Here is a 26,598-nt window from a genome sequence, read left to right on the forward strand (position 1 = left end):
TCGAAGCGGCTCGAGTTGTCGAATGACGCACGACAACGTTGCAGTCGGATTGCTGCCCATTCTGCCTGTCAAATGGGGATATTGACAATCGTTCTTCCGATGCTGTTCTGGCGATAAACGCCAAAGCGGCTGCGCATGTTGGCCACCGATGGATGGTCGCAGCCGGAAGACGAACCACTTTCCGTAGTCACACCATTTGACGTCAAATAGTCGTACGCAATCCCTGTAGTGAAGGCAGGGTGAACTGATATTCGACGCCAACGCTTCGTCGACGAAAAGTGGCCGCCGATTTGCGTTAGCGTTGATTCTGTCAAAGGCCTATCGGCTGCGCACGATCATGCTCTGGATTGCCTATTTCACGGGTCTGATCGTGTACTAGCTGATGACGAACTGGATGCCGACCTTATTCCGCGATCCTGGCTTCAGCACGGAACATGCGAGGTTGATCTCGTCGTTGTTCCCATTAGGCGGGCTGCCTGGTAATCCGGTTACCGGTTGGCTGATGGATCGCCTCAGTGCAAACCGGACGATTGTGGTCTCCTACGTGCTGGTCGCTGTGCTGATAGCGCTGGTCGGACACAGTGTTGGCAGCGAGAGAACTCTCGGCGCGCTGATATTTCTTTGCGGCGCACCGGCGACGAGCGCGGCTACCTCGCTGTCATCTTATGTTGCACGAATCTATCCAACCGAAGGCCGTTCTACGGGCGTTGCCCGGATGCAGGGCGTTGGCCGACCCGGAGGCGTTGCAGGCCCCCATCCGGGCGGCCCCGGCGGCACTCTCGACGGCAAGATGGATTCATCTGCAAGGCAAGCCGCTGACCTGCGAAGTAGTGCCGCTCGACCCGCTCGTACCGGACAGCCTGCAACACCTGGTACTAGCGCAACGCGGCGATAGCGCCGTCTATGTCGGCAGCGCATGCATCCAGCAAGGCAAACGCGACGATGCGCCATTGCTGGTCGACGCGGGCCGCATTGCCGATCCGCATGCGCGAGACGCGCTCGCGCGGCGGCGTCGCGCGCTCGAACAGGAGCGCGCATTCTGGACGCAAGCCGTGTTCGACGCATTGCGCGCCGACCTGTTCGATTCGCCCGCTGCACTCGCACGCATTCCCGCGGGCGGCTTTCTGACGATCTCGCTGGCGCCGGCACTGCTGAGCGTCGCGGCGGCATCCGCGCGCCGCCGCGAGTTGTGTATCGACTATATCGACAGCCAATTGGCGTTGATCGAACGCAGCATCGCGCAAGCGCTCACGCGACGCCGGCTCGACGATCGCCCTGCCACGCAGCAATTGCGTGGTTTTGCCAATGCGTATCAACACGCGAAAGCGCGCCTCGCCGATGCGGCTGCCGTCGAAGACATCAGCGTCACGCGCGCTGCGCGCCCCGACATCGAAGCGTATCTGCGCGGCGCCGTTCACTGATCCGTCGGCGCCTCGACAGGTTCGCAGCGCTTTTCAAAGCTGCGTGTCCAGCAGCCGCACGAACTTTTCGATGATCTTCTCGGTGAGCGGGCGCCGCGTCCATGCTTCCAGCGAGACGCGCTTCGACTTCGCGATATCCTCGTCGAACGCGGAGGTCTGCTGCCTCGCGAAATCGCGGTCGTAGATGTTCAGGTTCGCTTCGTCGTTCAGCTTGAACGAGCGGTTGTCGAAGTTCGTCGAGCCGACCGACACCAGGTACTCGTCGACCACCAGCAACTTGCAATGGAACATGGTCGGCTGGTACTCGTAGATCTCGACGCCCGCCTTCAATAGATCGCCCCAGCAAGCACGTGAAGCTTCGCGCACCGTGTGCGTGTCGATGCGTTTGCCCGGCGTGACGATCTGTACTTTGACGCCGCGTTTCGCCGCTTCGACGATCGCGTTGATGGTGAGCTTGTCGGGCACAAAGTACGCGCTCGCAAGCTGCATACTGCGCGTCGCGGCGGTGATGGCCATCAGATACATCAACTGCATGTCGTCGCTGCCACCCGACGGCGAACTGCTGAACATATGCGCGAGACCCTCGCCCTCTCCTTTCGGCTCGGCATCGATGTGCGGGAAATAGTCGGGACCATGCAATACGCTGCCGGTCGTCTTGATCCAGTTGTCCATGAACACGGCCTGCATATGACCGACCACCGGACCCGTCACGCGGAAATGCGTATCGCGCCAATGCTTTTCGTCCTGTGCATTGCCAGTCCACTCCGGCGCAATGCCGACTCCCCCCGTAAAACCGATCCGGCCGTCGATCACTAGTAGTTTGCGGTGCGTACGATCGTTCATACGACCGAGTCCGGTCCAATGCGGCTTGTGATACTTGACCACTTCGGCGCCGGCCTCGCGCAGCAGTTGCAGATAGCGCTGATCCATTTTCGACGAACCGACCCAGTCGAGCAGTATATGGACGACGACACCTTCACGCGCCTTATCTGCAAGCGCACGTGCAATCTGTTCGCCGATCTCGCCAGACCAGTAAATGAACGTTTCAAACGTGATGGTTTTGCGCGCCGAGCGAATGCCTTCGAGCATCGACGGAAAGATCTGGTCGCCGTTCAGGAGCATCTCGAAGCGATTACCCGATCCCACGGGCGGACCGAGCAATAGACCCATCGAGCGGAGGAATTGCGGATCTTCGCTCTTATAGAGCCGCTCGATCCTGTGTTCTATTTTCTTCTCGCCACTCGACAGATTGGCGATCACGAGAACGATCACGAGCGTGACGAACGCGGTAATAAGAATAGTCAGCATGCGTGGCCTCGATGGCAAGCGGCGGAACACGATATGCGCGTCCCGCGTTCGACGGAAGAGTGCCGGATTCGTACCTGGCTTTCATTATCCTCACGTCGTGCACGGCGCGTGCCCGGGCCGGGACCGCGCCTTGCTTGCCGGCTTCCAGCGCTTTATCTGACCAATGCAAATGCCTCGCGACTTGCTATTTCGCCCGCGCCGAATACGCCGATGACCGTAGAGTCCGACGCCACGCATTCGAACGTGGACGCCTGAAACGTAATAACGAAATGCCGCCGCGCGGGTGCCTCGGGATCAACGGCCATGGAACCTGTCGCCACGGCGGCAAGCTCCGCGCATAACGACGAATTGACCACTTCATGCACCGAGCAGCCGGTGAGACCGTGCGCCGCGAGCGGATGAATGGCGAGATCGTCATCACCCGGCGGCCCCAGACGATGAAACACGGTGTCGGCAAACAACACCGCGCAAAAAGGATCGTCGTCGGGATCGAATGGCCCGAATCGTTCAAAGTCCGACTCCGCGATCGGATAAGTGAGGATCACCCGGCGATCGCTGGCGACGATGAATGGTTCGGCGGCGTCGTCTGCCGGATGAGGAGCGAAGTCCAGCAGGAAGACCTGATCTTCCTGCCGGGATACATCGAACGTGCTAACCATCTACTTCACGACTCCGCGGCTATTACGCGCTTGCTTGCGCCTCGGGCGCTTGCGGAGCTGCCGCCACGGGCGCAGCCGTGCTCTTTGCGGCAGCCTTGCGCGCCGGTGCTTTTCTCGCCGTCTTCAAAGCGCTTTTGCGGCCAGCGGTTGTCTTCACCGTGGCTTTCCGGCTTGCCGGGGTCGCTTTTTTGGCTGCGGCCTTTTTCACGGCTGTTTTGCGAGTTGCCTTTTTCGCCACTGCTTTTTTCGCCGTGGTCTTCTTGCCTACCGCACTCGCGGTTGCTTTCGGCTGGCCGCTCTTTGCCGCCGCCTTAGCCGCTTTCGGAGCGGCGGCCTTCGCCGCGCCATCGATCAGGAATTTGCTGCGGTCCTTGACGGCGGCGAGCCATGCCGGCGCCGGACCGCGGCCGCTCCAGGTCGCGCCGGTTTTCGGATCCAGGTACTTCGGCGGCTGTGCGCCTTTCGGCTGACCTTTGCCGCGCTTCGCGGCGGGACTCGCCGCGGCTTTGCTTTCGCTCGCAGCGTCGATCAGGAACACAGTGCGGTCCTTCACGCCGGCAATCCAGCCAGGCGCGCGGCCATGACCCGTCCAGGTCGCGCCGGTTTTATGGTCGCGGTACTTCGCCGGCGTTGCCGATTTGGCGGCTTTGCTCGCGCCAGCCGGCCTTCCCCGACGCTTACCCGCATTGCCATTCAGACCTCGCGCGGCACGTCGTGCCTTCGCCTGTGCTTCGATATCGGCAGTCGTGAGACCGTGCTTCAGCATCAATTCGCGAATCTGATCGACCGCGGCTTGTGCTTTTCTGGCAATGAGAACGTCAGCTTGCTCCTGGAGCTTCTTAAGCTTTGCTTGGATTTGCTCTAACGAAGGCATTTGATTGCTCCTTATGTGGTAATCGTCGAACTATGCCATGAATGAAGGAAGAAAGGCAGTCTATTGACCTATCCCTGGCTTCAATACATCGATACGGACGCCGATGCAGCGTTCAAATAACAAAAGCTTTCGGGTTTTCAACCAGCTCTTCGAAGCTTTCTTCCTTTTCCTTCCCTCCTGATTCTTCTTTTTCATTTCGGTTCCACCACTCAGATCGGCGTAAAAACGACGACCTGGCGATCGGCAATGTACCTCACACTCCGTATAAAGCGGTAGCGTTGACCGTCCGCGGTTATCCGGTTCAGGCCCAGGCAGGTCAGTAGCAGCATTTCGTCTGCCTGGAAAGCATCGACGACACCGGAATCCGTTAAATCCTCCAATGCACCGGATGGATTGCCGACATATACGCTGCGCGCCTGCTTGCCGATCCTCATGACGACCACGCTTTTTCCCTCGTCGAGGGCCAATTCGAGAAAGCTCGCGAGCGTGCGCAACGACTCCGGTGTGCAAGTCCTGGTCTGATAGATCGCTGCATTCGATGGCGTCATTTGTGTTTCCCCGTCATCCGCATCGGCTGCAAAAAAAGGGCGCCGCCGTGCTTTCCGGCATTAGTCGCTTCTACTATAGCCCGGCATTTGGATATTCAAAGGAGAGTAGTCCACTTTTTATTTGAATTCGGTCTTTTTTCGTGGTCGGCTTTAGCGACCCGATTCAAACGTGCGCGAAACGCTACGGACGATGCGTGCAAACACGCCGCGTCCGTAACGTGCCGTTACCGATCTTGCAGGACCTGTTGCGCCTGCACCGGCGCCTTCCATTTAGACTTCATGTCCGTAGCCGGCGGCGGATGTATCGCCAATAGAGAGTCCAATGCCAGCCGCCGTGCTCGCGGCGCCTATTGAAAACGACGCCGAACCACCCTATTTGGGATCCACACAAACACGAAGGTACTTCCAATGAACACTTGCTTTATTCGAACCGCCCTCGGGGCAATGGCAGTCTCTTTGGCAATGGCCGGCACCGCGAACGCGGCCGGTTGCCTGAAAGGAGCGGTAGTAGGCGGCGTCGCCGGGCACTATGCGGGACATCATGCGGTGGTCGGCGCAGTCGGCGGCTGTATCGTCGGACGGCATATGGCCAAAAAGCACGCCGAAGAACAGCAGGCGGCGGCTCAGGCCGCGCCGCATCAGCAAGCCAGAATGCAGTAACTGGAGAACTGCGGGCGCTGCCGCAAAGGTTCGCACGAGAGACCAACCGACAATGTTAGAACCTCTATACACGGCAACGCGCCCTGCTCCGATCACTCAGGCAATGCGTAATCCGCGCGCCGGCAAGATCTCCTGAGTGATCACGAACCGGTGTTGTTTGACCGCGTCGTGAAAGAGCCGGTAGTCGCTCTTCTCGAAGGCGGTCGTCCACTCCGGTCTGTCCCCGGTGTCGTCATCGCACAACAAACCGGTGGCCAGGTACTTCCACGACCCGTGTCCTTTGGCGATATAGCCGGGCACGGGTTCTTTCAAACCCGGAATACGCCCGGCGTTCACCCATTCACAAACGGTTCCCAAACGCAGGTTGTCGTCGGGTTCGCGGTTCGTATCGAGCAGTCGGGTCAGCGCGTCTTTTACGTCGTCCGGCAGGCCGGGCTGGCTTTCGAAATCTTCGCGCCCGGCCAGATAAGCTCGCACGACACGACAACTCATGTCCGCCGCTTCCACGAAATCCGGCAAATTGTGTCGCGAGATGAATTGATTGCGGCCGTCGATGTAATGCCAGCGTGCCCACGGCTGGTCGGGATAATGCAACGCGGCGCCGTGGCCGACCGGCAACGCGACCGTCAGAACGTCCTCCTCGACATGCTCGATCAGATGCGCGACCGCCAGTTCGAGGCTCGCGATCCAGCCTTTGCGCGTGCAATCCTGCGCTTCGAGAAGATGCACGCGATTCCACGAGCTTTCGATGCCCGCGAATCCCTGGTGCGCCCAGGTATCGACATAGGTATGAAGCGTCACGCCGAGCCGGTGCAACCCGGTCTCCGAATCGTGCTGCCGGATCCCGCGCCGCACGACTTCGCGCGCGACTTCGCTATCGGGCCGGCAAACCGCCTTTTCCTCGAGAGTGTCGCCCACGCCGGCCGGCAGAAAATGGAACGGGGTCCAGACGAGCCGATTCTGGTCGTTCTCGGTATTGACGTAATCGAATAACTTGTGCGCGGTCGCGAATCGCTCGAATGTCTCGCCCCCTTTGAAGCGAAGTATTCCGCTCGTGGTTGCGTCGTCGACATATTGACAGGCATGCGCGACGGTTTGCGCATCGCCGGCCGTCAGGCCGCCGACGCGCGCGGCAATGTAGACCACGCCGTAATGGAAGTCGATATTCATGGCAGGCGCTCCTGGCGCGCGTAATCACGGCCGGTTTGTGGCCGGCGATAGGGCGAGACGAATACGGGGAGCTGCGCGTGAGTAGATAGTAGACGAGCGAGCGGCGCGCGCCTTTAAAAAACATGCGTTTTGAACGCGTTTTTCCACGTTTCGCGCCACGCGACTATTCGGGCTACTGAAGGAAGGGTGGGCGGGGCGGGCAAGATGAAACCTGCCGGCCCGGAATGCCGCGGCGGGATGAGGCGAAAAAGAGAACCCGTCCTGACCGACGCCGCTCAGGTCAAATGTGTAACGGACAGACGACTATTCCACTGCTGGTTCAGATACTCCAGCGCGAACATCCGGTGACAATGATGTGGTAAATGTTCACTGCAAAGCAGGCAACCCGAGTCGAATAGCGCGATATCCAGATTGCTTTCGACGCGGCGGCGGGCAATCAGGTCGAAATACTCCTCGCGAAAGTTCTCCCAGCTCAACTGCTTGCCCTGGTAGCGTTTGAGCAGTTCCGGTTCGGGAGCCAGCTCCGGTATTTCCACGTACGCCGCATTGCACAACTGCTCGAGAAAGAAAGGCAAATCCTGCTTTTTCGCAAAGCCAGCCAGCTGCGACGTGTTGTTGAGGCGAATGTCGAGCACCGTGCGCACATGGGCGTCCTTCAACAAACTGAAGAACTTCTGGGCGCTCTTGCCGGTAAAACCGATGCTCGCCACCTGCACGGCACTTTTGCTGCTTTTCATGGTGAATCCCCTGGCGGGCCATTCGGCGCCCATAAAAAAGCCTCGCTGCGATGCGCGCAGCGAGGCTCGGGTCTCAGTGCATTTTTAGCGCCGCTCGCGCGCATTTACTTGACGATGTCGACCAGTTCAACTTCGAAGGTCAGATCGGTATTCGGCGGAATCGGGCCAACGCCGCGATCGCCGTAGGCGGTCGCCGCCGGGCACGTGAGTCGCGCCTTGCCGCCGACTTTCATCTTCTGCACGCCTTGCGTCCAGCACGGAATCACGCGATTGAGCGGGAACGTGGCCGGGCCGCCATGCTTGGCCGAGCTATCGAATTCGGTGCCGTTCGGCAGCGTGCCGCGATAGTTGACCTTTACCACGTCGGTCGCGGACGGTTGCGGGCCCGTGCCTTGCGTCAGATGTTCGACGATGACGCCGGACGGCAGTTTCTCCGTGGCCGGCGCGGCAGCCATCGCGGTCGAGGACAGAACGGCTGCGGCCAGCAAAGCAACGAGTGATTTCAAAGCGAATCTCCAGTGGGGTAACCCGGCTGATTGTAACGGATCGGATGTCGGCCGAGGCTTTCAGGTATTGCCCGATGTCACCGGCCGTTGCTCGCCTATCCGGGACGTCTCTGAACTGCCGCGCGACCCCGCGGTCCACATGAACATCCGGCGCAGGAGTCGCGGGCACGCGATTCCGCCACACCCGTTGAGAGCGCTTTCGATGACCGAGCCGGCCCATTCCGACGACCCCGCTTACGACTCCGGCGCCTCGCCTGCGTCCGCCGACGAGCGGCCTCGCGCGCCCAGGCCGCGCCGGATTCCGCGCAGCCGCGCGCAACAGGCGCGGCTCGATGCGCGCGAACCGGCTTTCGAGCCGCTACCGTTCCCTTCGTATTCAGCCGACGAAGCGCGCCGCCCGTTCGCGGACAAACTCGATACATGGTTCGCCGCGCGCCGCTGGCAACCGTTCGAATTTCAGCGCGAGGTGTGGCGCAATATCGACAGCGGCGCGAGCGGGGTGCTGCACGCGAGCACCGGAGCCGGCAAAACCTGGGCCGTATGGTTCGGCGCGCTCGCCGCGTTCGCGAGCGCAGCGTCGATGCCGCGCAAGCATCCCGAACCGTTGACGGTACTTTGGATCACGCCGATGCGCGCGCTCGCGGCCGACACCGCGCGCGCATTGCAAAGCTCCGCGGCCGAACTCGCCGTACCTTGGAGCGTCGGTCTGCGCACCGGCGATACGTCGGCCGCCGAGCGCGAGCGGCAGAACCGGCGCATGCCGTCCGCGCTCGTCACGACGCCCGAGAGTCTGACGCTGATCCTGACACGCGCCGATGCGCGCGAAGTACTGGCTCAGGTACGGCTCGTGATCGTCGACGAATGGCACGAACTGCTCGGCAATAAGCGCGGCACGCAGACGCAGCTCGCGCTCGCCCGTCTCACGCATTGGCGGCCCCGCTTGCAGGTGTGGGGGTTGTCGGCGACGCTCGGCAATCTGTCGTTCGCGACCGAGGTACTGCTCGCGCCGGTCGCGACGCCGCACGTCACCGTACACGGCGCTCTGCCCAAAGCACTGATCGTCGATACGATCATTCCCGACACGATCGAGCGCTTTCCGTGGGGCGGTCATATGGGCATGCGCCAGGTCGATGCGGTCGCGCGCGCGATCGACGAAGCGCGCACGTCGCTCGTCTTCACGAACACGCGCTCGCAATGCGAGGTCTGGTATCAGGCACTACTCGACGCGCGGCCCGAATGGGCCGGAGCGATCGCCTTGCATCACGGCTCGCTCGATCAGCAGGTGCGCGAGTGGGTCGAACGCGGGTTGAAGAAAGGCTTGCTGAAAGTCGTCGTGTGTACGTCGAGCCTCGATCTCGGCGTCGATTTTCTGCCGGTGGAACGGGTGTTCCAGATCGGCTCGCCGAAAGGTGTCGCGCGTTTGATGCAGCGCGCGGGCCGCTCGGGACATGCGCCCGGTTTGCCGTCGCGGGCGACGATCGTGCCGACGCATGCGCTCGAATTGATCGAGGCGGCGGCCGCTCGCGAAGCCGTCGACAAGCGGCAGATCGAAAGCCGCGATACGCCGCAAAAGCCGTTCGACGTGCTGGTGCAGCACCTCGTCACCGTCGCGATCGGCGGCGGCTTCGACGCGGTCGAGTTGTACGATGAACTTCTGCACACCTATGCATATCGCGATCTGACGCAGCAGGAGTTCGACTGGGCGCTGGGTTTCGTCGAAGGCGGCGGCGCGACGCTGCGCGCGTATCCCGACTACCATCGCGTCGCGCGCGATAGCGACGGTCTGTACCGAGTCCCGCGCCACGATCTCGTGCGCCGGCATCGCAACAACATCGGCACGATCGTCGCAAACGGCACGCTCAACGTTGCGTATCTGTCGGGCGGACGCATTGGCGCAATCGAGGAGTCGTTCATTTCGCGGCTCAAGCCCGGCGATGTGTTTACGTTCGGCGGCCGTGCACTCGAACTGATCCGCGTGCAGGACATGACGGCGTGGGTGCGGCGCGCGACCTCGTCTCGCGGCGCGATGCCGCAATGGGCCGGCAGTCGGATGCCGCTGTCGTCCGAACTCGCCGACGCGACGCTGACGATGCTGGCGCGCGCCGCCGACGGCATTTACGACGAACCGGAGATGCGCGCGGTACGGCCGCTACTCGAATTGCAGCAGAAGTGGTCGGCATTGCCCGAGCCGGGCGAACTCGTCGTCGAACTGCTCAAATCGCGCGAGGGGCACCACTTCTTCTGCTATCCGTTCGCGGGGCGCACCGCGCATATCGGACTCGGCGCGTTGCTCGCGTGGCGAGTCGCGCGCGAGAAGCCCGGCACGTTTTCGATTTCGATGAACGACTACGGGTTCGAACTGCTGTGCGCGCAGGCATTCGATTGGGACGCGCAATTGCGCAATGGCCTGCTTTCACCTGAAGAACTCGATCACGACATTCTCGCGAGCCTCAATTCGTCCGAGCTCTCGTTGCGACGCTTTCGCGAGATTGCGCGAGTGTCGGGACTGGTATTCCAGGCGCATCCGGGACAGCAGAAAAGCGCGCGGCAATTGCAGGCATCGAGCGGACTTTTCTACGAGATCTTTCGCCAGCACGATCGCGGCAATCTGCTGCTCGGTCAGGCCGATACCGAAGTACTGCTGCAGGAACTCGACGTGCGGCGCATTCGTATTGCGCTCGAACGAATGAACGCGAGCCGCGTCGTGCTCACGCGGCCGAAGAAACCGACGCCGTTCGCGTTTCCGATGATCGTCGGACGCCTGCGCGAAAAAGTCAGCACGGAGAAGCTCGCCGATCGCGTCGAGCGGATGCTCGCCGAACTCGAAAGGGCCGCGCAACGATGAAGCCTACCTCGCTTGCGATCGACGTCGGCGGACGCCCTCTCGTACTGTCGAGCTTGCGCGCCAGTTTCGATCCTGTGCTGCGTGCGCTTTTTATCGCCGATGCGCATTTCGGCAAGGATGCGGTGTTTCGCGCGCGCGGCATTCCGGTGCCGACCGGTTCGACCGTCGACAATTTGCTGCGGATCGATCGTCTGATCGCCGAGTTCGAGCCGGCGACGCTGGTGTTTCTCGGCGATCTGCTGCATGCGCGCGAGTCGCTGTCGACGCTCACGCTCGATGCGTTGCATGCCTGGCGCGCACGGCATGCGTCGATGCGGGTGGTGCTCGTCGAGGGCAATCACGATCGGCAGGCAGGTACGTTGCCGCGTCGGATGGATGTCGAGTCTGTGCGCGAGCCGTGGCACATCGGGGCGTGGGCGCTGTGCCATCACCCGCATGCGGTCGATCACGCGTATGTGCTCGCAGGGCATGTGCATCCGGTCTATCGGATCACGACGCGGACCGATTCGGTGCGCGTGCCGTGCTTTCGCTTTGGGATCGATCGGGGGGTGCTGCCGGCGTTCGGGAGTTTTACTGGAGGCGCTCGTGAGACGGGGCGCGTTTTGGGAGAGAGAGTTTTTCTTGTCGTGCAGGAGAGGGTGATCGAGTTGCGGAGTTGAGCGGACGGTGGGAGCCGTCCACGTTGTTGTTTGGTTGGGTTTTTGTTTGCTGGATCGCTAAGGGGGACTTTCGCCGGCTTTTTGGCTGCAAGTTCCCCATGGCGCTCGCGCGCGGTCGGTGTGGAGGCCGGGTGGCGCCGGCCTCCATTCCCGGAGGGAGCCCCGCGAGGTTCGAGGGACTCCTGCCACGGGTTAGTGGTTGCCGCCGCCGTGGCCCCCGTTGCCGGAGCCACCGCCGCCGTAGCCGCCACCGTGGCCGCCGTTGCCGCCGTTGCCGCCATGGCCACCGTGGCCTCCGTTGCCGGAGCCGCCGTTGCCTTGACCACCGCCTTCACCGCCATGGCCGCCATGGCCGGAGCCACCGTTACCCTGGCCGCCACCGCCTTCACCACCATGGCCGCCGTTTCCGGAGCCACCGTTACCCTGGCCACCACCGCCGTCACCACCATGACCGCCGTGTCCGGAGCCGCCGTTGCCCTGGCCGCCACCGCCTTCACCACCATGGCCGCCGTTTCCGGAGCCGCCTTTGCCTTCGCCACCACTGTTGCCCGCGCTGCCGTTGCCGCCGTGGCCGCCGTCGCCATGACCGCTCTGGCCGTGACCACCATCGCCGTGGCCACCATCACCTTGGCCACCATCGCCATGACCGCTGGCACCATGACCACTATCGCCATGGCCGCCGTCACCGTGGCCACCATCGCCATGACCGCCGTCACCGTGGCCACCATCGCCGTGACCGCCGTCACCGTGGCCACCATCGCCATGACCGCCGTCACCGTGGCCACCATCGCCGTGACCGCCGTCACCATGACCGCTGGCGCCGTGACCGCCGTCACCATCTCCACCATGGCCATGACCGCCATTGCCATCGCCGTCACCGCTGTGACCATGACCGTGACCGCCATCGCCGTCACCATCACCACCATGACCATGACCGCCATCGCCGTCACCATCCCCGCCGTGGCCGTGACCATGACCGCCATCGCCGTCACCATCCCCACCGTGGCCATGACCATGACCGCCATCGCCGTCACCATCGCCACCGTGGCCATGACCGTGACCGCCGTCGCCGTCACCGTCACCACCGTGGCCGTGACCATGACCGTGCCCATGGCCATGCCCACCATCCCCGCCACCGTCTCCACCATCCCCGCCGCCGGTATCCCCGCCGCCGGTCCCGCCAGTTCCGCCAGTTCCGCCAGTTCCGCCAGTTCCGCCAGTTCCGCCATTCCCCGATCCATCCCCGCCACCACCGCTACCAGCGCCGCCGCTACCGTTGTTGCCGCCGGTATTTCCCGAGCCCACTCCGCCCGGGCCAGAATTCGCCGAACTATTTCCGCCGCTGCTGCCCGCGCTCGCGCCCGTCGACGACGTCCCGGTGCCCACCGACGAGCCGGTGGACGACGTCGAGCCGAGCCCCGCCGCCGCGACGCCGAAGGCGCCCGACCCGACTTGCCCGCCCCCCTGCGACGTGCAGCCCGGCCCACCGCCCGCCGGACATCCGCCGTGCAAGCTCGCCTCGGCGAGCACCATCAGTCCGGGATCCGTGGCCAGCGCGGCGGTGCTCGCGGAATTCGTCTGCGCACCCGCCATCGCGGCATAGAGGCTAACCGCGACTGCCAAAGCCGCCCGTCGCGTGCCCAATATCCACGCGTCCCCGTTTTGCTTTTTCATTTCACCCTCCTAATTATTTCCCCAGAACGACCGGCCCGATTAACGAGTGAATCTCCTCTCGTCAAGACAACGTAAATCCAAAGTCTCCGCGCAGCTTCGCTTTACGCGAATTAAAATGCGCCCGATCTAAACACTTCTCTCACGGAAAATCCCCGGTCCGATTTGGCGTGTTTCGAGAGAATCGGCTGGCCGTGCGCGCACGTGATAGTGAGAGCCGCACAGCGAGGCTTGATGGACGTTGAAGTTATTCGCAGCGCAATCGCGCGACCGTGCGCTAGACCACGCAATGCGATATTGCCGATACGGCCTGCCAGGCAGCGTCAAGCGACGATTCGCCCGACCCATCAACTAATCCAGATTCTTCAGACAGGAAATTAAAACTATTGCCTCCGACTAAATCGGATCGGCAAAAAGAAAATCAACCATGGGTTTTATCTGACGAATTAGGCTTTTTACACATCGGCCGTTTTATTCATGTGGCCGTCCACACATAAAAATGAAAAATGGAAAAGGCGAATGAGAGCAATCCAATAGACAACGCAATAAAAATCATCGCAAAGCGCACGCGAAACATTACGCGTCGTTGCGCAATGCGCGTGCGCCGAGAAAATCGGTGTCGCGATGTGCGCTACCTCGCACAGTCGTCGACCGTGCGCTTCAGCCGCACGCGATCACGACCCTCGTCATCTGCAAAGTGTCGTGGCACAACCACCAGCGCGTCAGATAACCAACACATCGGCGCGCACGTTATTTCCGAAGCATTCCCACCATCTTCGGCGCTTAGGCTGCGAAGCGTCGTCGTCGCGCCCGCAAAAGCCTGTCCCACGAGCGACCGCGGGGAATTGCGCACCGACGCGGGTAAACCTTTGTTTGACTTCGACGCGCCGCCCCGTTTACTGCACGCAGCCGAATCTCTCAATCCGCTTTCATTCACCGCCCGCGTTTAGTTTGGTCTGCTGAGCAGTGTTCTGCGAGCGCCTTTCCCTGTCCGACGAGGTACAACATGGTTACTATCTCCAGCAGCGCGGTCGACGAATTCAAATCCGGACTACGCGGCCAGCTTCTGCTGCCCGACACGCCGGGCTTCGACACGGCGCGCAGCATCTGGAACGCGATGATCGACCGTTCTCCCGCGATGATCCTGCGCTGCGCGGGCGTCGCCGACGTGCGCCGCGGCGTCGCCTTCGCGCGCGACAACGGCTTGCCGCTCGCAATTCGCGGCGGCGGCCACAACATCGGCGGCAGCGCTGTGTGCGACGACGGCCTCGTGCTCGATCTGTCCACGATGAAATCGGTGCGAATCGACCCGGACGCGCGGCGCGCGCATGTCGAACCTGGCGCGACGCTGCACGATCTCGACCACGAAGCGCAGGCATTCGGACTCGCGACGCCGCTCGGCATCAATTCGACGACCGGCGTGGCAGGTCTGACGCTCGGCGGCGGCTTCGGCTGGTTGAGCCGCCGCCTCGGCATGACGATCGACAACCTCGTCGCGGCCGACATCGTCACCGCGGACGGCGAACTGCGCCACCTGAACGCCTCCACGAATGAGGATCTGTTCTGGGCGATTCGCGGCGGCGGCGGCAATTTCGGCGTGGTGACGCGATTCGAGTTCGCGCTGCATGAGGTCGGCCCGCTGGTCTACGGTGGCCTCGTCGTGTTGCCGTTCGCCGAGGCGAAGGAAGCACTGATCAAATACCGCGATGCCGTGCCCGCGATGCCCGACGAACTGGCCGTATGGGCCGTCGCCCGGCTCGCGCCACCGCTGCCGTTCCTGTCGCCCGATGTGCACGGCAAGCCCGTGCTGGTGTTCGCGATGTGCTACAACGGGCCGGTCGAAAACGGCCCAGCCGCGGTGGAAGCCGCGCGCGGCTTTGGCAAGCCGCTCGGCGAACATCTTGGTCCCATGCCCTATGAAATGTGGCAACAGGCCTTCGATCCGCTGCTCACGCCGGGCGCGCGCAACTACTGGAAGTCGCACAACCTCGCCACCATCGACGATGGTCTGATCGACGCGCTGATCCGCGCGATCGACACGCTGCCGTCCGAGCAATGCGAAATTTTCTTCGGGCTGATCGGCGCGCAAACGCAGCGCGTGGCGGTCGACGCGACCGCCTACCCGGCCCGCGAAACGCAATACGCGATGAACGTGCACGGCCGCTGGGACGATGCGCGCGATGACGAGCGCTGCGTCGCGTGGGCGCGCGACTTTTTCGACGCGTCGCGTCCCTTTGCGCTAGGCAGCGTGTACGTGAACTTCATGACGCAGGAAGAAGGCGGCCGTATCGCGGATGCTTATGGGCCGAACTATGACCGGCTCGTTGCCGTGAAGAACCGCTACGACCCGCGCAATCTGTTCCGCCATAACCAGAACATTCGCCCGACGGAGTAGCGTCGACGCGCGACGCAGATCGACGAAAGCGCCCAACTCCAATGGCCGCACCGCCCTCGCACAGGGCGGCGCGGCCATTGGGCACACTACCTGCTACTCCACTGACGGACGCCCGCGATGCGCGGCGTCGCGGCATGCCTGCTGAACGACGATACCCGCGCGCACGGAACCTCTCGCGTGCAAATGAGAACAAAGCAAAGCAGGCGGCTCGCCGCACTCTTCCATAACGTACAAAACGCGTGAGAAACGCAAAGGAAAACAGTCATGCGCAGACGACAATTCATCATGACCGGCAGCGCTGCATTGGCCGTCGCAGGCCTGAGCCTCACCGGTTGCACGACGACTTCGCCGTCCTCGAACGCATCGCCTTCGGCCAACGCCGGCAAGCGCGACACGATCAACGCGGGCGTCGACGCGACGCTCGCGCGTCTTTACGAAAACGTCGACGGTTCGCGCGAGCTCGTCGGCAAAGCGCGCGGCGTGCTGGTGTTTCCGTCGGTGATCTCGGCCGGCTTCTGGGTCGGTGGACAGTATGGTGAAGGGGCGATGCGCATCGATGGCCGCACGGTCGGCTACTACAGCACGGTCGCGGGCTCGTTCGGCTTGCAGATCGGCGCGCAGTCGAAGGCGCTCGTGTTCCTGTTCATGACGCAGGAGGCACTCGACGAATTCATGCACAGCCAGGGCTGGGCCGTCGGCGCGAATGCGACCGTTGCCGTGCTGAAGGTCGGCGCGAACGGTGCGGTCGATTCGTCGACCGCGACGAGCCCGGTGCAGGCTTTCGTGCTGACCAACGGCGGCTTGATGGCCGGCGTGTCGCTCGAAGGCACGAAGGTGTCGCGGCTGATCATCTAAAGAAACCGGCGATTGTTGAGCCGCGCGGGGATCGGCTTCGCGCGTGCGGTGAACTCGCGCGCATCGACAACGCGGTCTCGCGCTTTAGCGCTGCTGCGGCAACCTGAACACCGCAATCGCTGCCGACAATTGCCCGGTCTGCGTCCTCAGCACATCGGCCGCGGCGCTCGCTTCCTCGACGAGCGCTGCATTCTGCTGCGTCGTCTGATCCATGCTCGCGACCGCGATGTTGACCTGCTCGATGCCCGAAGTCTGCTCGGCCGACGCCGCGCTGATCTCGCCCATGATGTCGTTGACACGACGCACCGCCTGCACGACTTCCTGCATGGTGTCGCCCGCGCGCCCGACATGCTCCGAGCCGCCCGCGATCTGCGCGGCCGATTCCTCGATCAGCGCCTTGATCTCCTTCGCGGCCGCCGCGCTGCGTTGCGCGAGCGTGCGCACTTCGCCCGCGACCACCGCGAAACCGCGGCCTTCCTCGCCCGCGCGCGCCGCCTCGACGGCCGCGTTCAGCGCGAGAATATTGGTCTGAAAAGCAATCCCTTCGATCACGCCGATGATGTCGCCGATCCGGTGCGACGACTGCGAAATCCCGCGCATCGTGTCGATCACCTGACCGACCACCGCGCCGCCGCGCGCCGCGGTCTCCGACGCATTGTGCGCGAGCTGGCTCGCCTGCTTCGCGTTGTCGGCGTTCTGGCGCACGGTCGCGGTGATCTGCTCCATGCTCGACGCGGTCTCGCCGAGCGCGGCCGCCTGCTGCTCGGTGCGGCGCGACAGATCCGAATTACCCGCTGCGATCTCGTTCGATACCGACGAAATCAGCGTCGCGCCGCCGCGAATCTGCTCGATCGCCTGCGCGAGACGCTGCTGCATGCGTTTCATCGCTGCGAGCAGGCTCGTCCTGTCACCGCTCTTCGCGTCGACGACCACGTCGAGATCGCCGTCCGCGATACGCGACGCGATCTGCACCGCGTACGCCGGTTCGCCGCCAAGCTGACGCAGAATGCTGCGCAGAATCACGCCGATCACCACCGACACGAGCGCGCAAAGCACCAGCGCCGCGATCACGTATTGCACGAGGGTGCGGTAGAACACGGCGTCGATGTCGTCCGTGAAGACACCGGTGACGATGGTCCAGTCCCACGGCTTGTAAAGCCGCATGTAGTTGGTCTTGGGCCCGAGCTTGTCGGTGCCGGGTTTCGGGAACATCAGGTGGACGAAGGCCTCGCCTTCGCGCTGGGTTTGCTCGGAACCTTCCTTGAATACATGGCGGCCGTCCGGATCGGTGACGTTGGTCATGTCCTTGCCGACGAGGTCGGCGCGCGTCGCATGCATCAGCACGCGCGCGTGGCTGTCTTCGAGCACGAGATAGCCGCCGGCACCGTCGTAGCGCATGGCGCGCAGGTCGTCCATCGCGGCGCGCTGCGCGTCGGCGAGCGGCATCGTGCCGGCCGCGACGAGCCCGTTGTAGCGATCGAGCACGCTGTACGCGATGCTGACCACGTTTTTCAGCTCGGCCTCACGATCGGCGATCATCGTGTCGCGCGTCTTGAACGCCCCCCACAGGCCGATCGCCAGAATGCCCATGCACATCACCGCGAGCGCGAGCCAGAGCCGCACTTTCAGGCGAAACCGTTCCATCTTCCGTATCCCTTGTCGTGGTCGGCGGCTGTCCGCGCGAGCGGACGCCGCAAACGTTTCATGTCGTTGTCGGGATTAACGGCGCGACGGGGGAAAACTTCAGTGCGGCTTCAAGGTTGCGGGTTTCACTCCGGCGGCAGCGTCAGCGCCGCCACCTCGCAGCGCGGCCATTGCCGCAGCACGTCGGGCGCGAGCAGCAGCTTGGCCGCACGCATGCCCGCGCCCATCACGACCTGCGCGCGCTCCATCACCGCGGCGTCGACCAGAACCCGCCAGTCGGCCGGCAGACCGAACGCGGTAATGCCGCCGAACTCCATCTGGCTATGCTCGACCGCCGCCTCGCGCTTCGCGAACGACAACCGCTGTGCGCCGAGCGCGGCCTTCACCGCGCCGTTGATGTCGAGCCGCCGCGAGCCGAGCGACACCAGCGCCGCAAAGTGTTCGCCACCGTCTTTCTTGTACCGGACCACGATCGTGTTCGCGCAGTCTTCGAGACCGAAGCCGTAGCGCGCGCTGAATGCGGCGGTGTCGGAGGCGTCGTCGGTGACGGCGAACACCGTGATCCCGTGCGCCGGCAATTGTTCGATGACGTGCGCGGGCAGATGCGCGCTCCACTGGTCGCGCTCGATGACGTCCAGTTGCTGTACGAGTTCGTGCGAATGCATGATGAACGGAAAGGTGACATTAACCCGCTGCATTCTAGCGGTACGCGCGGACGGCCGCGAAACAGTGCTCGAAAGCAGCCCATGAAACGCACCACCTAACTTGTATAGTGACGTGACGGGCACGAGGTTTGCGCAAGGCAACGGAGCAAACACCGTGAAAGCGCCGTCACGATTCAGACACGATCATGGACATCGACACCCTTTCTCGCGAGAACCTCCAGCAGGCCGCGCGTCATCAGGCCAACTGGGCGATCGGCGCACTGCGGCAGTTCACGGAGAACCGCTGTCCGGCGATGGCGGCGAGCATCGCGTTCTATGCGGCGTTCTCGCTCGCGCCGACGCTCGTGATGGTGCTCGCGGTGGCCGGCTGGTTCTTCGGCCCGGCGGCCGCGCGCGGCGAGCTGTTCGGTCACATCAACGGCCTGATCGGCGACCAGGCCGCGGCCGGCGTGCAGACGATCGTCGAGAACGCGCATCACGCGGGCGCCAAAGGCGGCATCGCGACGATCATTTCATTCTCGCTGCTGGCGATCGGCGCGTCGGCGACGTTCTCGTCGCTGAACAGTGCGCTCAATTTAGTGTGGCCGTACAGCGGGCCCCGCACGGCCAGCTGGCTCGCGCTGGTGCGGGTGCGGCTGATTTCGTTCGGGCTCGTGCTCGGCGTCGCATTCCTGCTGATCGTGTCGCTGGTGCTCGATACGGTCATCGTTTTCATCGGCAACTGGTTGTGGGGCGACTCGCCGTATGTCGTGATCGGCAATCTGCTGCAGCTCGGCGTCGGGCTGCTCGTGCTGATCTTCGCGTTCGCCGGACTGCTCAAGTTCCTGCCCGACGCACAAGTGCTGTGGCGCGATGCGCTGGTGGGCGGCATCGTCGCGGCCGTTCTGTTTACCGCCGGCAAGAAGCTGTTCGCGCTCTATCTCGCGCATGCGGGAATGGCCAGCTCGTTCGGCGCGGCCGGCTCGCTCGCGGTGCTGCTGATGTGGCTGTACTTCTCGGCCGCGGTGCTGCTGCTCGGCGCGGAGTTTTCGGCGGCACGCGGCAGGCTGCACGATCCGCGCGGCGGCTGGGGCATGCAGGGCGATGCGCCGCCGGGCAACCGCGCGAAGCTCGCGTCGGTGCTGGCGGCATCGACCGTCGCGGGGCACGCCACGCCATCTGCTCACGCAACTGTAGGCATGGCCGGCGACACGGATGCGCCGCTGCTGGCGGCGAACGCGGCGGCGCAAAAGCGCTCCGCGCATGAGACCGCGGTGGACGTCACGCGCAAAGTGCTCGACGCCGAAGCACAAGCCACCCGTTTCGCCGCGTCGGCGCTCGTCGAAGCGCGCCGCCAGGCGACGGTCGCCGACCGCTACGTGCGACGCAACCCGTGGACCTCGGTGCTGCTCGCGGCCGCCGCGGGGCTCACGGCCGCGGCCGTGGCGCGCCGTGGCGGCGCGCGGCGCTGAAACGGGCGCTTCGATTGCCCTTGGACACAACGCGCCCCTTCTGTCCAGCCTGTCTAGTCATTTCATCGGCAATTTCTTTTATGTTTTCGCTACAAAGTCGAGCAGACGTGTAGACGACTAGATTACGTTCCGCATGCGAATAGGTGCGGATAGTGCTTACACTCAGGCGGTCATTGTCAACAAATCAACAATAATGCGCATTTGGACGACAAATATCGCGCAAACAGAAATAATCGTTGATGGGCTTTAAATACAAGGGTTTGCATCGATTGTCAGTTTTTGGCGACACTCTTTTTTTTCCGTTTCTACCCTGCGGAGCCGGTGAGCTATTCTGCAATCCGCAACAACGAACAATCATCTGCGTGGAGAAATGGATGAAACGAATCGCACTGTCTACCCTCTCGCTGGCGCTCCTGGGCGTCGCTGGTGTCGCTCACGCACAAAGCAGCGTGACCCTCTATGGCGTGCTGGATGAGTCGATCCAGTACGTGAACAACTCCACCCCTCACGGTGGCGCACTGTTTCAAATGTTTGGCGGCAACCTGCAAGGTAACCGTTTCGGCCTGAAGGGCACGGAAGACCTCGGCGGCGGCCTGAAGGCAATTTTCCAGTTGGAAAACGGCTTTGACATCAACACCGGCAAGCTCGGTCAGGGCGGCCGGATGTTCGGTCGTCAGGCCTACGTTGGCCTGACCCATGACGCGTACGGCACGTTCACCGCCGGCCGTCAGTATGACCCGCTCGTCGACATGGTTCAGCCGCTGACCGGCGACAACTACTTCGGTAGCACGTTCGCAACGCCGGGCGACGTCGACAACAACGACAATAGCTCGCGCACCAACAACGCTCTCAAGTACGTTTCGCCGGTTTTCGCGGGCTTCCAGTTCGAAGGTTTGTACGCACTGGGCGGCACCGCAGGTTCAACGGGTTCGGGCCAATCGTGGGGTGCTGCGGCAACGTATGCCACGGGTCCGTTCAGCGTCGCTGGTGGCTACTTCTCGATGAGCAACAATCGCGCGACGGCCGTCGTCCGCACGACGGGCTGGACCAGCACGTCGGATGGGATGTTTGACTCCAACTTCCCGACCGCAGCAGGCATCAACGCCGCCTACGCTACTGCGTCGCGAATCGGCATCGCTTCGGTGGCTGTTCAGTACGTTACCGGTCCGTGGACGGGTAACCTGAGCTACAGCAACGCGCAGTACTACCATGACGGTAGCTCGACCTTCGGTCAAACCCAGAAGTACAATGTCGGCCGCGCCTACCTCGGGTACCAGGTCACGCCGGCAGCACTGGTGGGTATTGGTTACGCCTACACGAAGGGTCACGGCGACTCGTCCGCTACGTATAACCAGGTTTCGCTGGGCGGCGACTACAACCTGTCGAAGCGTACTGACTTCTACCTGGTCGGCGCATGGCAGCATGCAAGCGGCGAGCAGCGTGTACCGGGCGTGGGCGGTACCCTCGAGTCGGCTACGGCTTCGATCGGTTCGTATGGCAACCAGTCGAGCACCAGCAACCAGGTTATGGTCAGCCTCGGTATCCGTCACAAGTTCTAATCGGACTTCGAGTCGGACCTGCTACGCAGCTGACGAGCTGCGTAGCCCCAAAAAACCAGCCAGAGGCGATGCCGATGGCTGGTTTTTTTTCGTCCTGAGGTTTGGGTGTGGGTGGGTCCGGGCGAGCCCGCCGACTGCTCCGAACCCGATGATGCAGCTAGCGCCGCTGCGCCTTGCCCTTGTCGGCCTGCGCGAGGATCTGCGCGGGCGACACATCGAGTTCATGCTCGAGGCCATCGGCGCCGACCGGCGCGCGATACAGCACCAGCGCCCGCTCCGACTGCAGCGATGGCGCCTCCAGCGACTGCTGCCAGTCCGGATTGGGAATCTCGGCGAACACCTGGCGCAGACGCTCACCCCACGTGCGATGAATCATGTCGAAGTACGCGTTGTCGCGATCGATCGACACGAACCGCGTGACGCGCAGCGCATCCTTCTCGTACACGAGCAAGTCGAGCGGCAAGCCCACTGACAGGTTCGAGCGCAGCGTCGAGTCCATCGAGATCAGCGCGGACTTCGCGGCCTCGTCGAGCGGGGTGGCCGGCGTCAGCACCCGGTCGATGATCGGCTTGCCATACTTCGCCTCGCCGATCTGGAAGTACGGATTTACGGCCGACGACTCGATGAAATTGCCCGCCGCGTAGATCATGAAAAGCCGCATCCGGTTGCCGGCGATCTGGCCGCCGAGAATGAAGCTGCAATTGAAGTCGACACCGAACTTGTGCAGCGCCTCGGCCTCGCGCTCATGCACGCGCCGCACCGCGCTGCCGACCACGCGCGCGGCGTCGGCCATCGTCGGCACGCTCCACAGCGTGGGCTCGCCGGCATCGGCGGGCTCGGACAGCTCGTGCAGCACCGCCTGCGTGATCGACAGATTGCCGGCCCCGAGCAGCACCAGCATGCGTTCGCCGGGCTGTTCGAACACCGACATCTTGCGCGCGGTACTGATGTGATCGACGCCCGCATTGGTACGCGTGTCGGACAGAAATACGAGGCCGTCGTTGACGGCCATCGCTACGCAGTAAGTCATAAGGAATCCGCAGGAGGCAAAGGAACCGGGCTATTGTAATGCGGCGCACAGGCGCCTTTTATCCGTGTTTACGGCCTTTTTGACGGCCTTTTTTGCAGCCTTTTGCCGGCTGATTCTGAACAATTGTCAGGAATGTTGAATGCCGGCGCGCGCGGACGGTACAGACCTGCCGCGCGCGCGCCGCGGCCAGCTACTGCGTCATCTGCGTGCTGACCGCCACCGCCACGTGAAGCTCCTCTTCGAGCCCGCCGATGCGCCGGCCGCGCACCGGTGCCGCCGCTTCATAGTCGCGCGCGACCGCGAGGCGGCAGTAGATCTCGCTGGCAAACGCGGCATGCGTGACGTCGATCGAAATCCAGCCTTTGCCTTCGAGCCACACGTCGACCCACGCATGACTCGCGCCATGCGGCACGTCGCCGGGTTCGATATAGCCGCTGACGTAGCGCGCCGGCACACCGCGCGCGCGGCAGCACGCGAGCATCAGATGCGCATGGTCCTGGCACACGCCGTTGCCGAGCGCGAGCGCCTCGGCGGCCGTGCTCGTGACCTCGGTCACGCCGGACCGGTATTGCACGCGCTGCACGATCTGCTCGGACAGCGCGAGCAGGCTTGCCGGGCTCGTCAGATTCGCCACCGACCCGGCCAGCTCGCGGATCGCGCCGTCGGCATCGGTCAGGCGCGTCGCGCAGGTGAAATGCTCGAGCGGAATCGGGCCGGGCGGGTCGCGCAGCACGCCGTCGACGAGCGGCAGCGTGTCCACCTCGCCCGACACGCGCAGATGAATCTCGTCGTGCGGCTTGTTGATGACGAGCGTATGCAGCACGTTGCCGTAGGCGTCGAGCGTGGCGTCGAGCTTGCCCGGCGCGTCGATGCTCCAGCGCCGCACGGTCTGCCCGGCGCCGCTCGCGGGCGTCAGGCGCAGCTGCTGGATCGAATAATGAACGGTCGCTTCGTAGCGGTAAGAGGTGTCGTGGCGGATGGTCAGGTACATGAGAAAACTCCGTCAGGCCACTGGCAGCATCAGATAAGTACGCGCCACCAGATTACCCAGTTCGAACACGCGAGCGAGGAACTGCGTCAGATAGGCATGCAATCCGCTTTCGAAAATCTGCCGGATGTCGGCATACAGCAGCTCGGCGCGCAGCTTGCCGGCGAAACGCTCACACTGGTTCGAGCCCGAGGTGCGCAGCATCTCGAGATTGGTGCAGACACCGTCGAGCGAGGCGAGCAGCGAGCGCGGCATCTGCTGGTTGAGGATCATCAGCTCGACCACGCGCGCGGGCGTCACGACGTCGCGATACACCTTGCGATAGATCTCGAGCGCCGACACCGAACTCAGGATCGAGGTCCAGTAATAGAAGTCCTCGAGCTGGCGCGCGGCGTCGCGCGAATTCGGCTCGACGTTCGCGAAACGCACATCGAGAATCCGCGCGGTGTTGTCGGCGCGCTCCAGATAGGTGCCTAGCCGCGTGAAGAAGAACGCGTCGTCCTGCAGCGCGGTGCCGATCGACACGCCGCGCGACAGATGCGAGCGGAACTTGACCCACTCGAACAGCGCCCCCGGATTGCTCACGGCCCGGTCGCGCGAGAGCTGCTCGTTGAATTCGAGCCACGTGTCGTTGATGGTTTCCCACCACTCGGTCGTCAGCGTGCCGCGCACCGCGCGGGCGTTTTCGCGCGCGGCCTGCAGGCACGAATGAATGCTCGACGGATTGCTCGCGTCGGCGACCATGAAGTCGAGCACGTGTTCGCGCGTCGGCTCGTCGTAGCGCTGCGCGAAGGCGCTTTCGAGCTCGGAGATGCGCAGCACCGAGCGCTGCGCGCGGGCCTCCTGCTCGGGCGTCTGTGGCAGCAGTTGCGCCTTCAGGTTGATGTCGAGCATGCGGGCGGTGTTCTCCGCGCGCTCCATATAGCGGGCCATCCAGAAGAGGTGATCGGCGGTTCGGCTAAGCATGACGGCGTTCCATGTCTGTGATCTGAACGCGCGAGGCCTTCGTCGGAAACGAAAGTCCGCGCTGGTTATCCGTTAAGCGCCAGCGGCGCATTACCTGCCGGCTGGGCGCATCAGGTTGCGAGCGTCGCGCCCCCGCTGGCTCATTGCGAGCGAAGCGAGAGACGCGCCAGCAACCGCGTCAGTCGACCATCCAGGTATCCTTGGTCCCGCCTCCCTGCGATGAATTGACGACCAGCGAGCCCTCCTGCAGGGCGACGCGCGTGAGGCCGCCCGCCACCATCGTGGTGGTCTTGCCCGACAGCACGAACGGCCGCAGGTCGATATGGCGCGGCGCGACGCCCGATTCGACGAAGGTCGGACAGGCGGACAGCGCCAGCGTGGGTTGCGCGATATAACCGGCCGGACGCGCGATCAGCCGTTCGCGGAAAGCTTCGACTTCGGCCTTCGTCGAGGCCGGGCCGACCAGCATCCCGTAGCCGCCCGCGCCGTGCACTTCCTTGACCACCAGCTCCGGCAGATGCGCGAGCGTATAGGCGAGATCCTCGGGCTTGCGGCACTGATAGGTCGGCACGTTGTTCAGAATCGGCTTTTCGCCGAGATAGAACTCGATCATGTCGGGCACGTACGGGTAGATCGATTTGTCGTCGGCGATGCCGGTGCCCATCGCGTTCGCGAGCGCGACGCGGCCGGCGCGATACGCGGTGAGCAGACCCGGTACGCCGAGCGCGGAGTCGGGACGAAACGCGAGCGGATCGAGAAAGTCGTCGTCGACGCGGCGGTAGATCACGTCGACGCGCTTCGGTCCCTGCGTGGTGCGCATGAACACGTAGTTGTCGTCGACGAACAGATCCTTGCCTTCGACGAGCTCGACACCCATCTGCTGCGCGAGGAACGTATGCTCGAAATACGCGGAGTTGTACATGCCCGGCGTCAGCACGACGACGACCGGATCGTCGACGCCCTCGGGCGCGACCGAGCGCAGCGTATCGAGCAGCAGATCGGGATAATGCGCGACCGGCGCGATCCGGTTCTGCACGAACAGCTCGGGGAAAAGCCGCATCATCATCTTGCGGTTTTCGAGCATGTACGACACGCCCGACGGCACGCGCAGATTGTCTTCGAGCACGTAGAACTCGCCTTCGTCGCCGGCGCGCACCACGTCGACACCCGCGATATGCGCGTAAACACCGAGCGGCACGTTGACGCCCTGCATCTCCGGACGATACTGCGCGTTGGTGTAGACCTGCTCGGCCGGCACGATGCCCGCGCGCACGATGTTGCGCTCGTGATAGACGTCGTGGATAAACAGATTGAGAGCCTGCACGCGCTGTCGCAAACCCGCTTCGAGCGTCTGCCATTCGCCGCGCGGGATGATGCGCGGAATCAGATCGAAGGGAATCAGCCGCTCGGTGCCGGACAGGTCGCCGTTCACCGCGAACGTGATGCCGACGCGGCGGAACAGCAGATCCGCTTCCGCGCGCTTGCGTGCGATCGCTTCATTACCCTGGCTGTCCAGCCATCGCTCAAAGCGCGCGTAATGCGGCCGTACGCCATCGTCGGGATGGCGCATCTCGTCATAGCATCGCATGTCAGCCCCAGTCTTGTTGTCAAATAGAAGGCGAATGCGCTGCGCATTCGGTACTCGACCTTCGATCAAGCAAGCGTTATGCCATTGAATATGCCGTGATAGAGCGCATTGACGTGCACGCTAACGGCGCATCCCCAGGGACTCGGAATACCTTGATCGTACTGTCGTGGATCATGATGCGCCAGTCAGGTGCGCGCGCGCCATCAGGGAGCACACTATGAGAGGCACGCTTGCCGTTTCGCCAATGGATTCGGCGAGCACTACGAAGCGTGCGCATAAAAAAAGTCCCCGTGGATTTTTCATCCACGGGGACTTCGATCACCTGCTTGCAGGTGCCATTTGAAGCACTCAAACGTCAGGCACGGTTAAACCCGACAGCGCCATGCCGACGCCTGAATC

The 26,598-nt window shown here is 63.2% G+C and carries 22 protein-coding genes and 1 pseudogene; 10 read left to right on the forward strand and 13 right to left on the reverse strand.

Annotated elements, in window-relative coordinates; genetic code table 11:
* Positions 1 to 394: 394 nt before the first annotated feature.
* Both EVC45_RS46590 and EVC45_RS06210 read left to right on the forward strand, forming a co-directional pair.
* A pseudogene (locus tag EVC45_RS46590) lies at positions 395 to 694 on the forward strand (MFS transporter); the annotation flags it as partial.
* Between the two features lie 31 nt (positions 695 to 725).
* Positions 726 to 1,421, forward strand: coding sequence for a hypothetical protein (locus tag EVC45_RS06210; RefSeq protein WP_248295041.1), 696 nt, complete (start codon positions 726 to 728; stop codon positions 1,419 to 1,421).
* A gap of 33 nt (positions 1,422 to 1,454) precedes the next feature.
* Here EVC45_RS06210 and cls read toward each other — a convergent pair whose 3' ends face one another.
* From cls to EVC45_RS06230, 4 genes are all read right to left on the reverse strand, one after another.
* Complete coding sequence (cls, locus tag EVC45_RS06215; RefSeq protein ID WP_129957150.1) at positions 1,455 to 2,729, reverse strand: cardiolipin synthase; 1,275 nt, start codon at positions 2,727 to 2,729, stop codon at positions 1,455 to 1,457.
* 152 nt (positions 2,730 to 2,881) lie between these two features.
* Positions 2,882 to 3,388: a hypothetical protein gene (locus tag EVC45_RS06220; RefSeq protein WP_129957151.1), complete on the reverse strand. Its 507-nt coding sequence runs from the start codon at positions 3,386 to 3,388 to the stop codon at positions 2,882 to 2,884.
* A 22-nt stretch (positions 3,389 to 3,410) separates the two neighbouring features.
* Positions 3,411 to 4,262: an H-NS family nucleoid-associated regulatory protein gene (locus EVC45_RS06225; protein ID WP_129957152.1), complete on the reverse strand. Its 852-nt coding sequence runs from the start codon at positions 4,260 to 4,262 to the stop codon at positions 3,411 to 3,413.
* Positions 4,263 to 4,471: 209 nt separating this feature from the next.
* Positions 4,472 to 4,810, reverse strand: a complete 339-nt coding sequence (locus EVC45_RS06230) for a hypothetical protein (protein ID WP_129957153.1) — start codon at positions 4,808 to 4,810, stop codon at positions 4,472 to 4,474.
* Positions 4,811 to 5,218: 408 nt separating this feature from the next.
* Between EVC45_RS06230 and EVC45_RS06235 the strand changes: the two genes are divergently transcribed.
* Positions 5,219 to 5,470 (forward strand): hypothetical protein, encoded by a 252-nt coding sequence (locus EVC45_RS06235; protein WP_373682993.1) that lies wholly within the window; start codon positions 5,219 to 5,221, stop codon positions 5,468 to 5,470.
* A 96-nt stretch (positions 5,471 to 5,566) separates the two neighbouring features.
* On the opposite strand, the gene EVC45_RS06240 is transcribed toward EVC45_RS06235, so the two are convergent.
* The 3 genes from EVC45_RS06240 to EVC45_RS06250 all read right to left on the reverse strand — a co-directional run bounded on the left by EVC45_RS06240 (position 5,567) and on the right by EVC45_RS06250 (position 7,832).
* Positions 5,567 to 6,640: a DUF6765 family protein gene (locus EVC45_RS06240; RefSeq protein ID WP_129957154.1), complete on the reverse strand. Its 1,074-nt coding sequence runs from the start codon at positions 6,638 to 6,640 to the stop codon at positions 5,567 to 5,569.
* Between the two features lie 275 nt (positions 6,641 to 6,915).
* Positions 6,916 to 7,377 (reverse strand): DUF488 family protein, encoded by a 462-nt coding sequence (locus EVC45_RS06245; protein WP_129957155.1) that lies wholly within the window; start codon positions 7,375 to 7,377, stop codon positions 6,916 to 6,918.
* Positions 7,378 to 7,481: 104 nt separating this feature from the next.
* Entirely contained in the window at positions 7,482 to 7,832 is a 351-nt protein-coding gene (locus EVC45_RS06250; RefSeq protein ID WP_233856687.1) for an FKBP-type peptidyl-prolyl cis-trans isomerase, read from the reverse strand.
* A 253-nt stretch (positions 7,833 to 8,085) separates the two neighbouring features.
* Here EVC45_RS06250 and EVC45_RS06255 point away from each other — a divergent pair, with 253 nt between their 5' ends.
* The 5 genes from EVC45_RS06255 (at position 8,086) to EVC45_RS06285 (ending at position 16,308) form a co-directional block, all read left to right on the forward strand.
* The gene (locus tag EVC45_RS06255; protein ID WP_129957157.1) at positions 8,086 to 10,728 is read left to right on the forward strand and encodes a ligase-associated DNA damage response DEXH box helicase; all 2,643 of its coding nucleotides are present in this window, start codon (positions 8,086 to 8,088) and stop codon (positions 10,726 to 10,728) included.
* Positions 10,725 to 11,387, forward strand: a complete 663-nt coding sequence (pdeM, locus tag EVC45_RS06260; protein WP_129957158.1) for a ligase-associated DNA damage response endonuclease PdeM — start codon at positions 10,725 to 10,727, stop codon at positions 11,385 to 11,387. Before EVC45_RS06255 ends, pdeM begins: the two co-directional genes overlap by 4 nt.
* A gap of 318 nt (positions 11,388 to 11,705) precedes the next feature.
* Positions 11,706 to 13,136, forward strand: a complete 1,431-nt coding sequence (locus EVC45_RS47580) for a hypothetical protein (RefSeq protein ID WP_168991418.1) — start codon at positions 11,706 to 11,708, stop codon at positions 13,134 to 13,136.
* Between the two features lie 928 nt (positions 13,137 to 14,064).
* On the forward strand, positions 14,065 to 15,453 hold the full coding sequence (locus EVC45_RS06280) for an FAD-binding oxidoreductase (protein WP_129957159.1): 1,389 nt from the start codon (positions 14,065 to 14,067) through the stop codon (positions 15,451 to 15,453).
* A 264-nt stretch (positions 15,454 to 15,717) separates the two neighbouring features.
* Entirely contained in the window at positions 15,718 to 16,308 is a 591-nt protein-coding gene (locus EVC45_RS06285) for a YSC84-related protein (protein ID WP_129957160.1), read from the forward strand.
* Positions 16,309 to 16,392: 84 nt separating this feature from the next.
* On the opposite strand, the gene EVC45_RS06290 is transcribed toward EVC45_RS06285, so the two are convergent.
* Together EVC45_RS06290 and EVC45_RS06295 are read right to left on the reverse strand one after the other, a co-directional pair.
* Positions 16,393 to 17,952: a methyl-accepting chemotaxis protein gene (locus EVC45_RS06290; protein WP_129957161.1), complete on the reverse strand. Its 1,560-nt coding sequence runs from the start codon at positions 17,950 to 17,952 to the stop codon at positions 16,393 to 16,395.
* A 125-nt stretch (positions 17,953 to 18,077) separates the two neighbouring features.
* Entirely contained in the window at positions 18,078 to 18,617 is a 540-nt protein-coding gene (locus EVC45_RS06295) for a YbaK/EbsC family protein (RefSeq protein WP_168991422.1), read from the reverse strand.
* 185 nt (positions 18,618 to 18,802) lie between these two features.
* Between EVC45_RS06295 and EVC45_RS06300 the strand changes: the two genes are divergently transcribed.
* Positions 18,803 to 20,068 carry a YihY/virulence factor BrkB family protein gene (locus EVC45_RS06300; protein WP_129957163.1) on the forward strand — a complete coding sequence of 422 codons (1,266 nt, stop codon included), beginning with the start codon at positions 18,803 to 18,805 and terminating at the stop codon, positions 20,066 to 20,068.
* A gap of 374 nt (positions 20,069 to 20,442) precedes the next feature.
* A complete protein-coding gene (locus EVC45_RS06305) occupies positions 20,443 to 21,627 on the forward strand; it encodes a porin (protein WP_129957164.1) in 1,185 nt (394 codons plus the stop codon).
* A 157-nt stretch (positions 21,628 to 21,784) separates the two neighbouring features.
* Here the strand turns inward: EVC45_RS06305 and EVC45_RS06310 are convergent, their stop codons facing one another.
* From EVC45_RS06310 to EVC45_RS06325, 4 genes are all read right to left on the reverse strand, one after another.
* The gene (locus tag EVC45_RS06310) at positions 21,785 to 22,657 is read right to left on the reverse strand and encodes a proteasome-type protease (RefSeq protein WP_129957165.1); all 873 of its coding nucleotides are present in this window, start codon (positions 22,655 to 22,657) and stop codon (positions 21,785 to 21,787) included.
* A 190-nt stretch (positions 22,658 to 22,847) separates the two neighbouring features.
* A complete protein-coding gene (locus tag EVC45_RS06315; RefSeq protein WP_129957166.1) occupies positions 22,848 to 23,648 on the reverse strand; it encodes a transglutaminase family protein in 801 nt (266 codons plus the stop codon).
* A 12-nt stretch (positions 23,649 to 23,660) separates the two neighbouring features.
* Positions 23,661 to 24,611, reverse strand: a complete 951-nt coding sequence (locus tag EVC45_RS06320; RefSeq protein ID WP_129957167.1) for an alpha-E domain-containing protein — start codon at positions 24,609 to 24,611, stop codon at positions 23,661 to 23,663.
* Positions 24,612 to 24,789: 178 nt separating this feature from the next.
* Positions 24,790 to 26,199 (reverse strand): circularly permuted type 2 ATP-grasp protein, encoded by a 1,410-nt coding sequence (locus EVC45_RS06325; protein ID WP_129957168.1) that lies wholly within the window; start codon positions 26,197 to 26,199, stop codon positions 24,790 to 24,792.
* Positions 26,200 to 26,598: the final 399 nt, after the last annotated feature.

The organism is Paraburkholderia sp. UYCP14C (assembly GCF_004197395.1).
Classification (GTDB): Bacteria; Pseudomonadota; Gammaproteobacteria; order Burkholderiales; family Burkholderiaceae; genus Paraburkholderia.

What these genes read in the sequence shown, in the direction of transcription:
- EVC45_RS06325 (WP_129957168.1), bottom strand. Translation starts at nt 26,199, where the DNA reads ATGCGATGCTATGACGAGATGCGCCATCCCGACGATGGCGTACGGCCG.
- EVC45_RS06230 (WP_129957153.1), bottom strand. Translation starts at nt 4,810, where the DNA reads ATGACGCCATCGAATGCAGCGATCTATCAGACCAGGACTTGCACACCG.
- EVC45_RS06315 (WP_129957166.1), bottom strand. Translation starts at nt 23,648, where the DNA reads ATGTACCTGACCATCCGCCACGACACCTCTTACCGCTACGAAGCGACC.
- cls (WP_129957150.1), bottom strand. Translation starts at nt 2,729, where the DNA reads ATGCTGACTATTCTTATTACCGCGTTCGTCACGCTCGTGATCGTTCTC.
- pdeM (WP_129957158.1), top strand. Translation starts at nt 10,725, where the DNA reads ATGAAGCCTACCTCGCTTGCGATCGACGTCGGCGGACGCCCTCTCGTA.
- EVC45_RS06300 (WP_129957163.1), top strand. Translation starts at nt 18,803, where the DNA reads ATGGACATCGACACCCTTTCTCGCGAGAACCTCCAGCAGGCCGCGCGT.
- EVC45_RS06320 (WP_129957167.1), bottom strand. Translation starts at nt 24,611, where the DNA reads ATGCTTAGCCGAACCGCCGATCACCTCTTCTGGATGGCCCGCTATATG.
- EVC45_RS06295 (WP_168991422.1), bottom strand. Translation starts at nt 18,617, where the DNA reads ATGCATTCGCACGAACTCGTACAGCAACTGGACGTCATCGAGCGCGAC.
- EVC45_RS06240 (WP_129957154.1), bottom strand. Translation starts at nt 6,640, where the DNA reads ATGAATATCGACTTCCATTACGGCGTGGTCTACATTGCCGCGCGCGTC.
- EVC45_RS06310 (WP_129957165.1), bottom strand. Translation starts at nt 22,657, where the DNA reads ATGACTTACTGCGTAGCGATGGCCGTCAACGACGGCCTCGTATTTCTG.
- EVC45_RS06280 (WP_129957159.1), top strand. Translation starts at nt 14,065, where the DNA reads ATGGTTACTATCTCCAGCAGCGCGGTCGACGAATTCAAATCCGGACTA.
- EVC45_RS06305 (WP_129957164.1), top strand. Translation starts at nt 20,443, where the DNA reads ATGAAACGAATCGCACTGTCTACCCTCTCGCTGGCGCTCCTGGGCGTC.
- EVC45_RS06235 (WP_373682993.1), top strand. Translation starts at nt 5,219, where the DNA reads ATGAACACTTGCTTTATTCGAACCGCCCTCGGGGCAATGGCAGTCTCT.
- EVC45_RS06285 (WP_129957160.1), top strand. Translation starts at nt 15,718, where the DNA reads ATGCGCAGACGACAATTCATCATGACCGGCAGCGCTGCATTGGCCGTC.
- EVC45_RS06255 (WP_129957157.1), top strand. Translation starts at nt 8,086, where the DNA reads ATGACCGAGCCGGCCCATTCCGACGACCCCGCTTACGACTCCGGCGCC.
- EVC45_RS06290 (WP_129957161.1), bottom strand. Translation starts at nt 17,952, where the DNA reads ATGGAACGGTTTCGCCTGAAAGTGCGGCTCTGGCTCGCGCTCGCGGTG.
- EVC45_RS06220 (WP_129957151.1), bottom strand. Translation starts at nt 3,388, where the DNA reads ATGGTTAGCACGTTCGATGTATCCCGGCAGGAAGATCAGGTCTTCCTG.
- EVC45_RS06250 (WP_233856687.1), bottom strand. Translation starts at nt 7,832, where the DNA reads ATGGCTGCCGCGCCGGCCACGGAGAAACTGCCGTCCGGCGTCATCGTC.
- EVC45_RS06245 (WP_129957155.1), bottom strand. Translation starts at nt 7,377, where the DNA reads ATGAAAAGCAGCAAAAGTGCCGTGCAGGTGGCGAGCATCGGTTTTACC.
- EVC45_RS06225 (WP_129957152.1), bottom strand. Translation starts at nt 4,262, where the DNA reads ATGCCTTCGTTAGAGCAAATCCAAGCAAAGCTTAAGAAGCTCCAGGAG.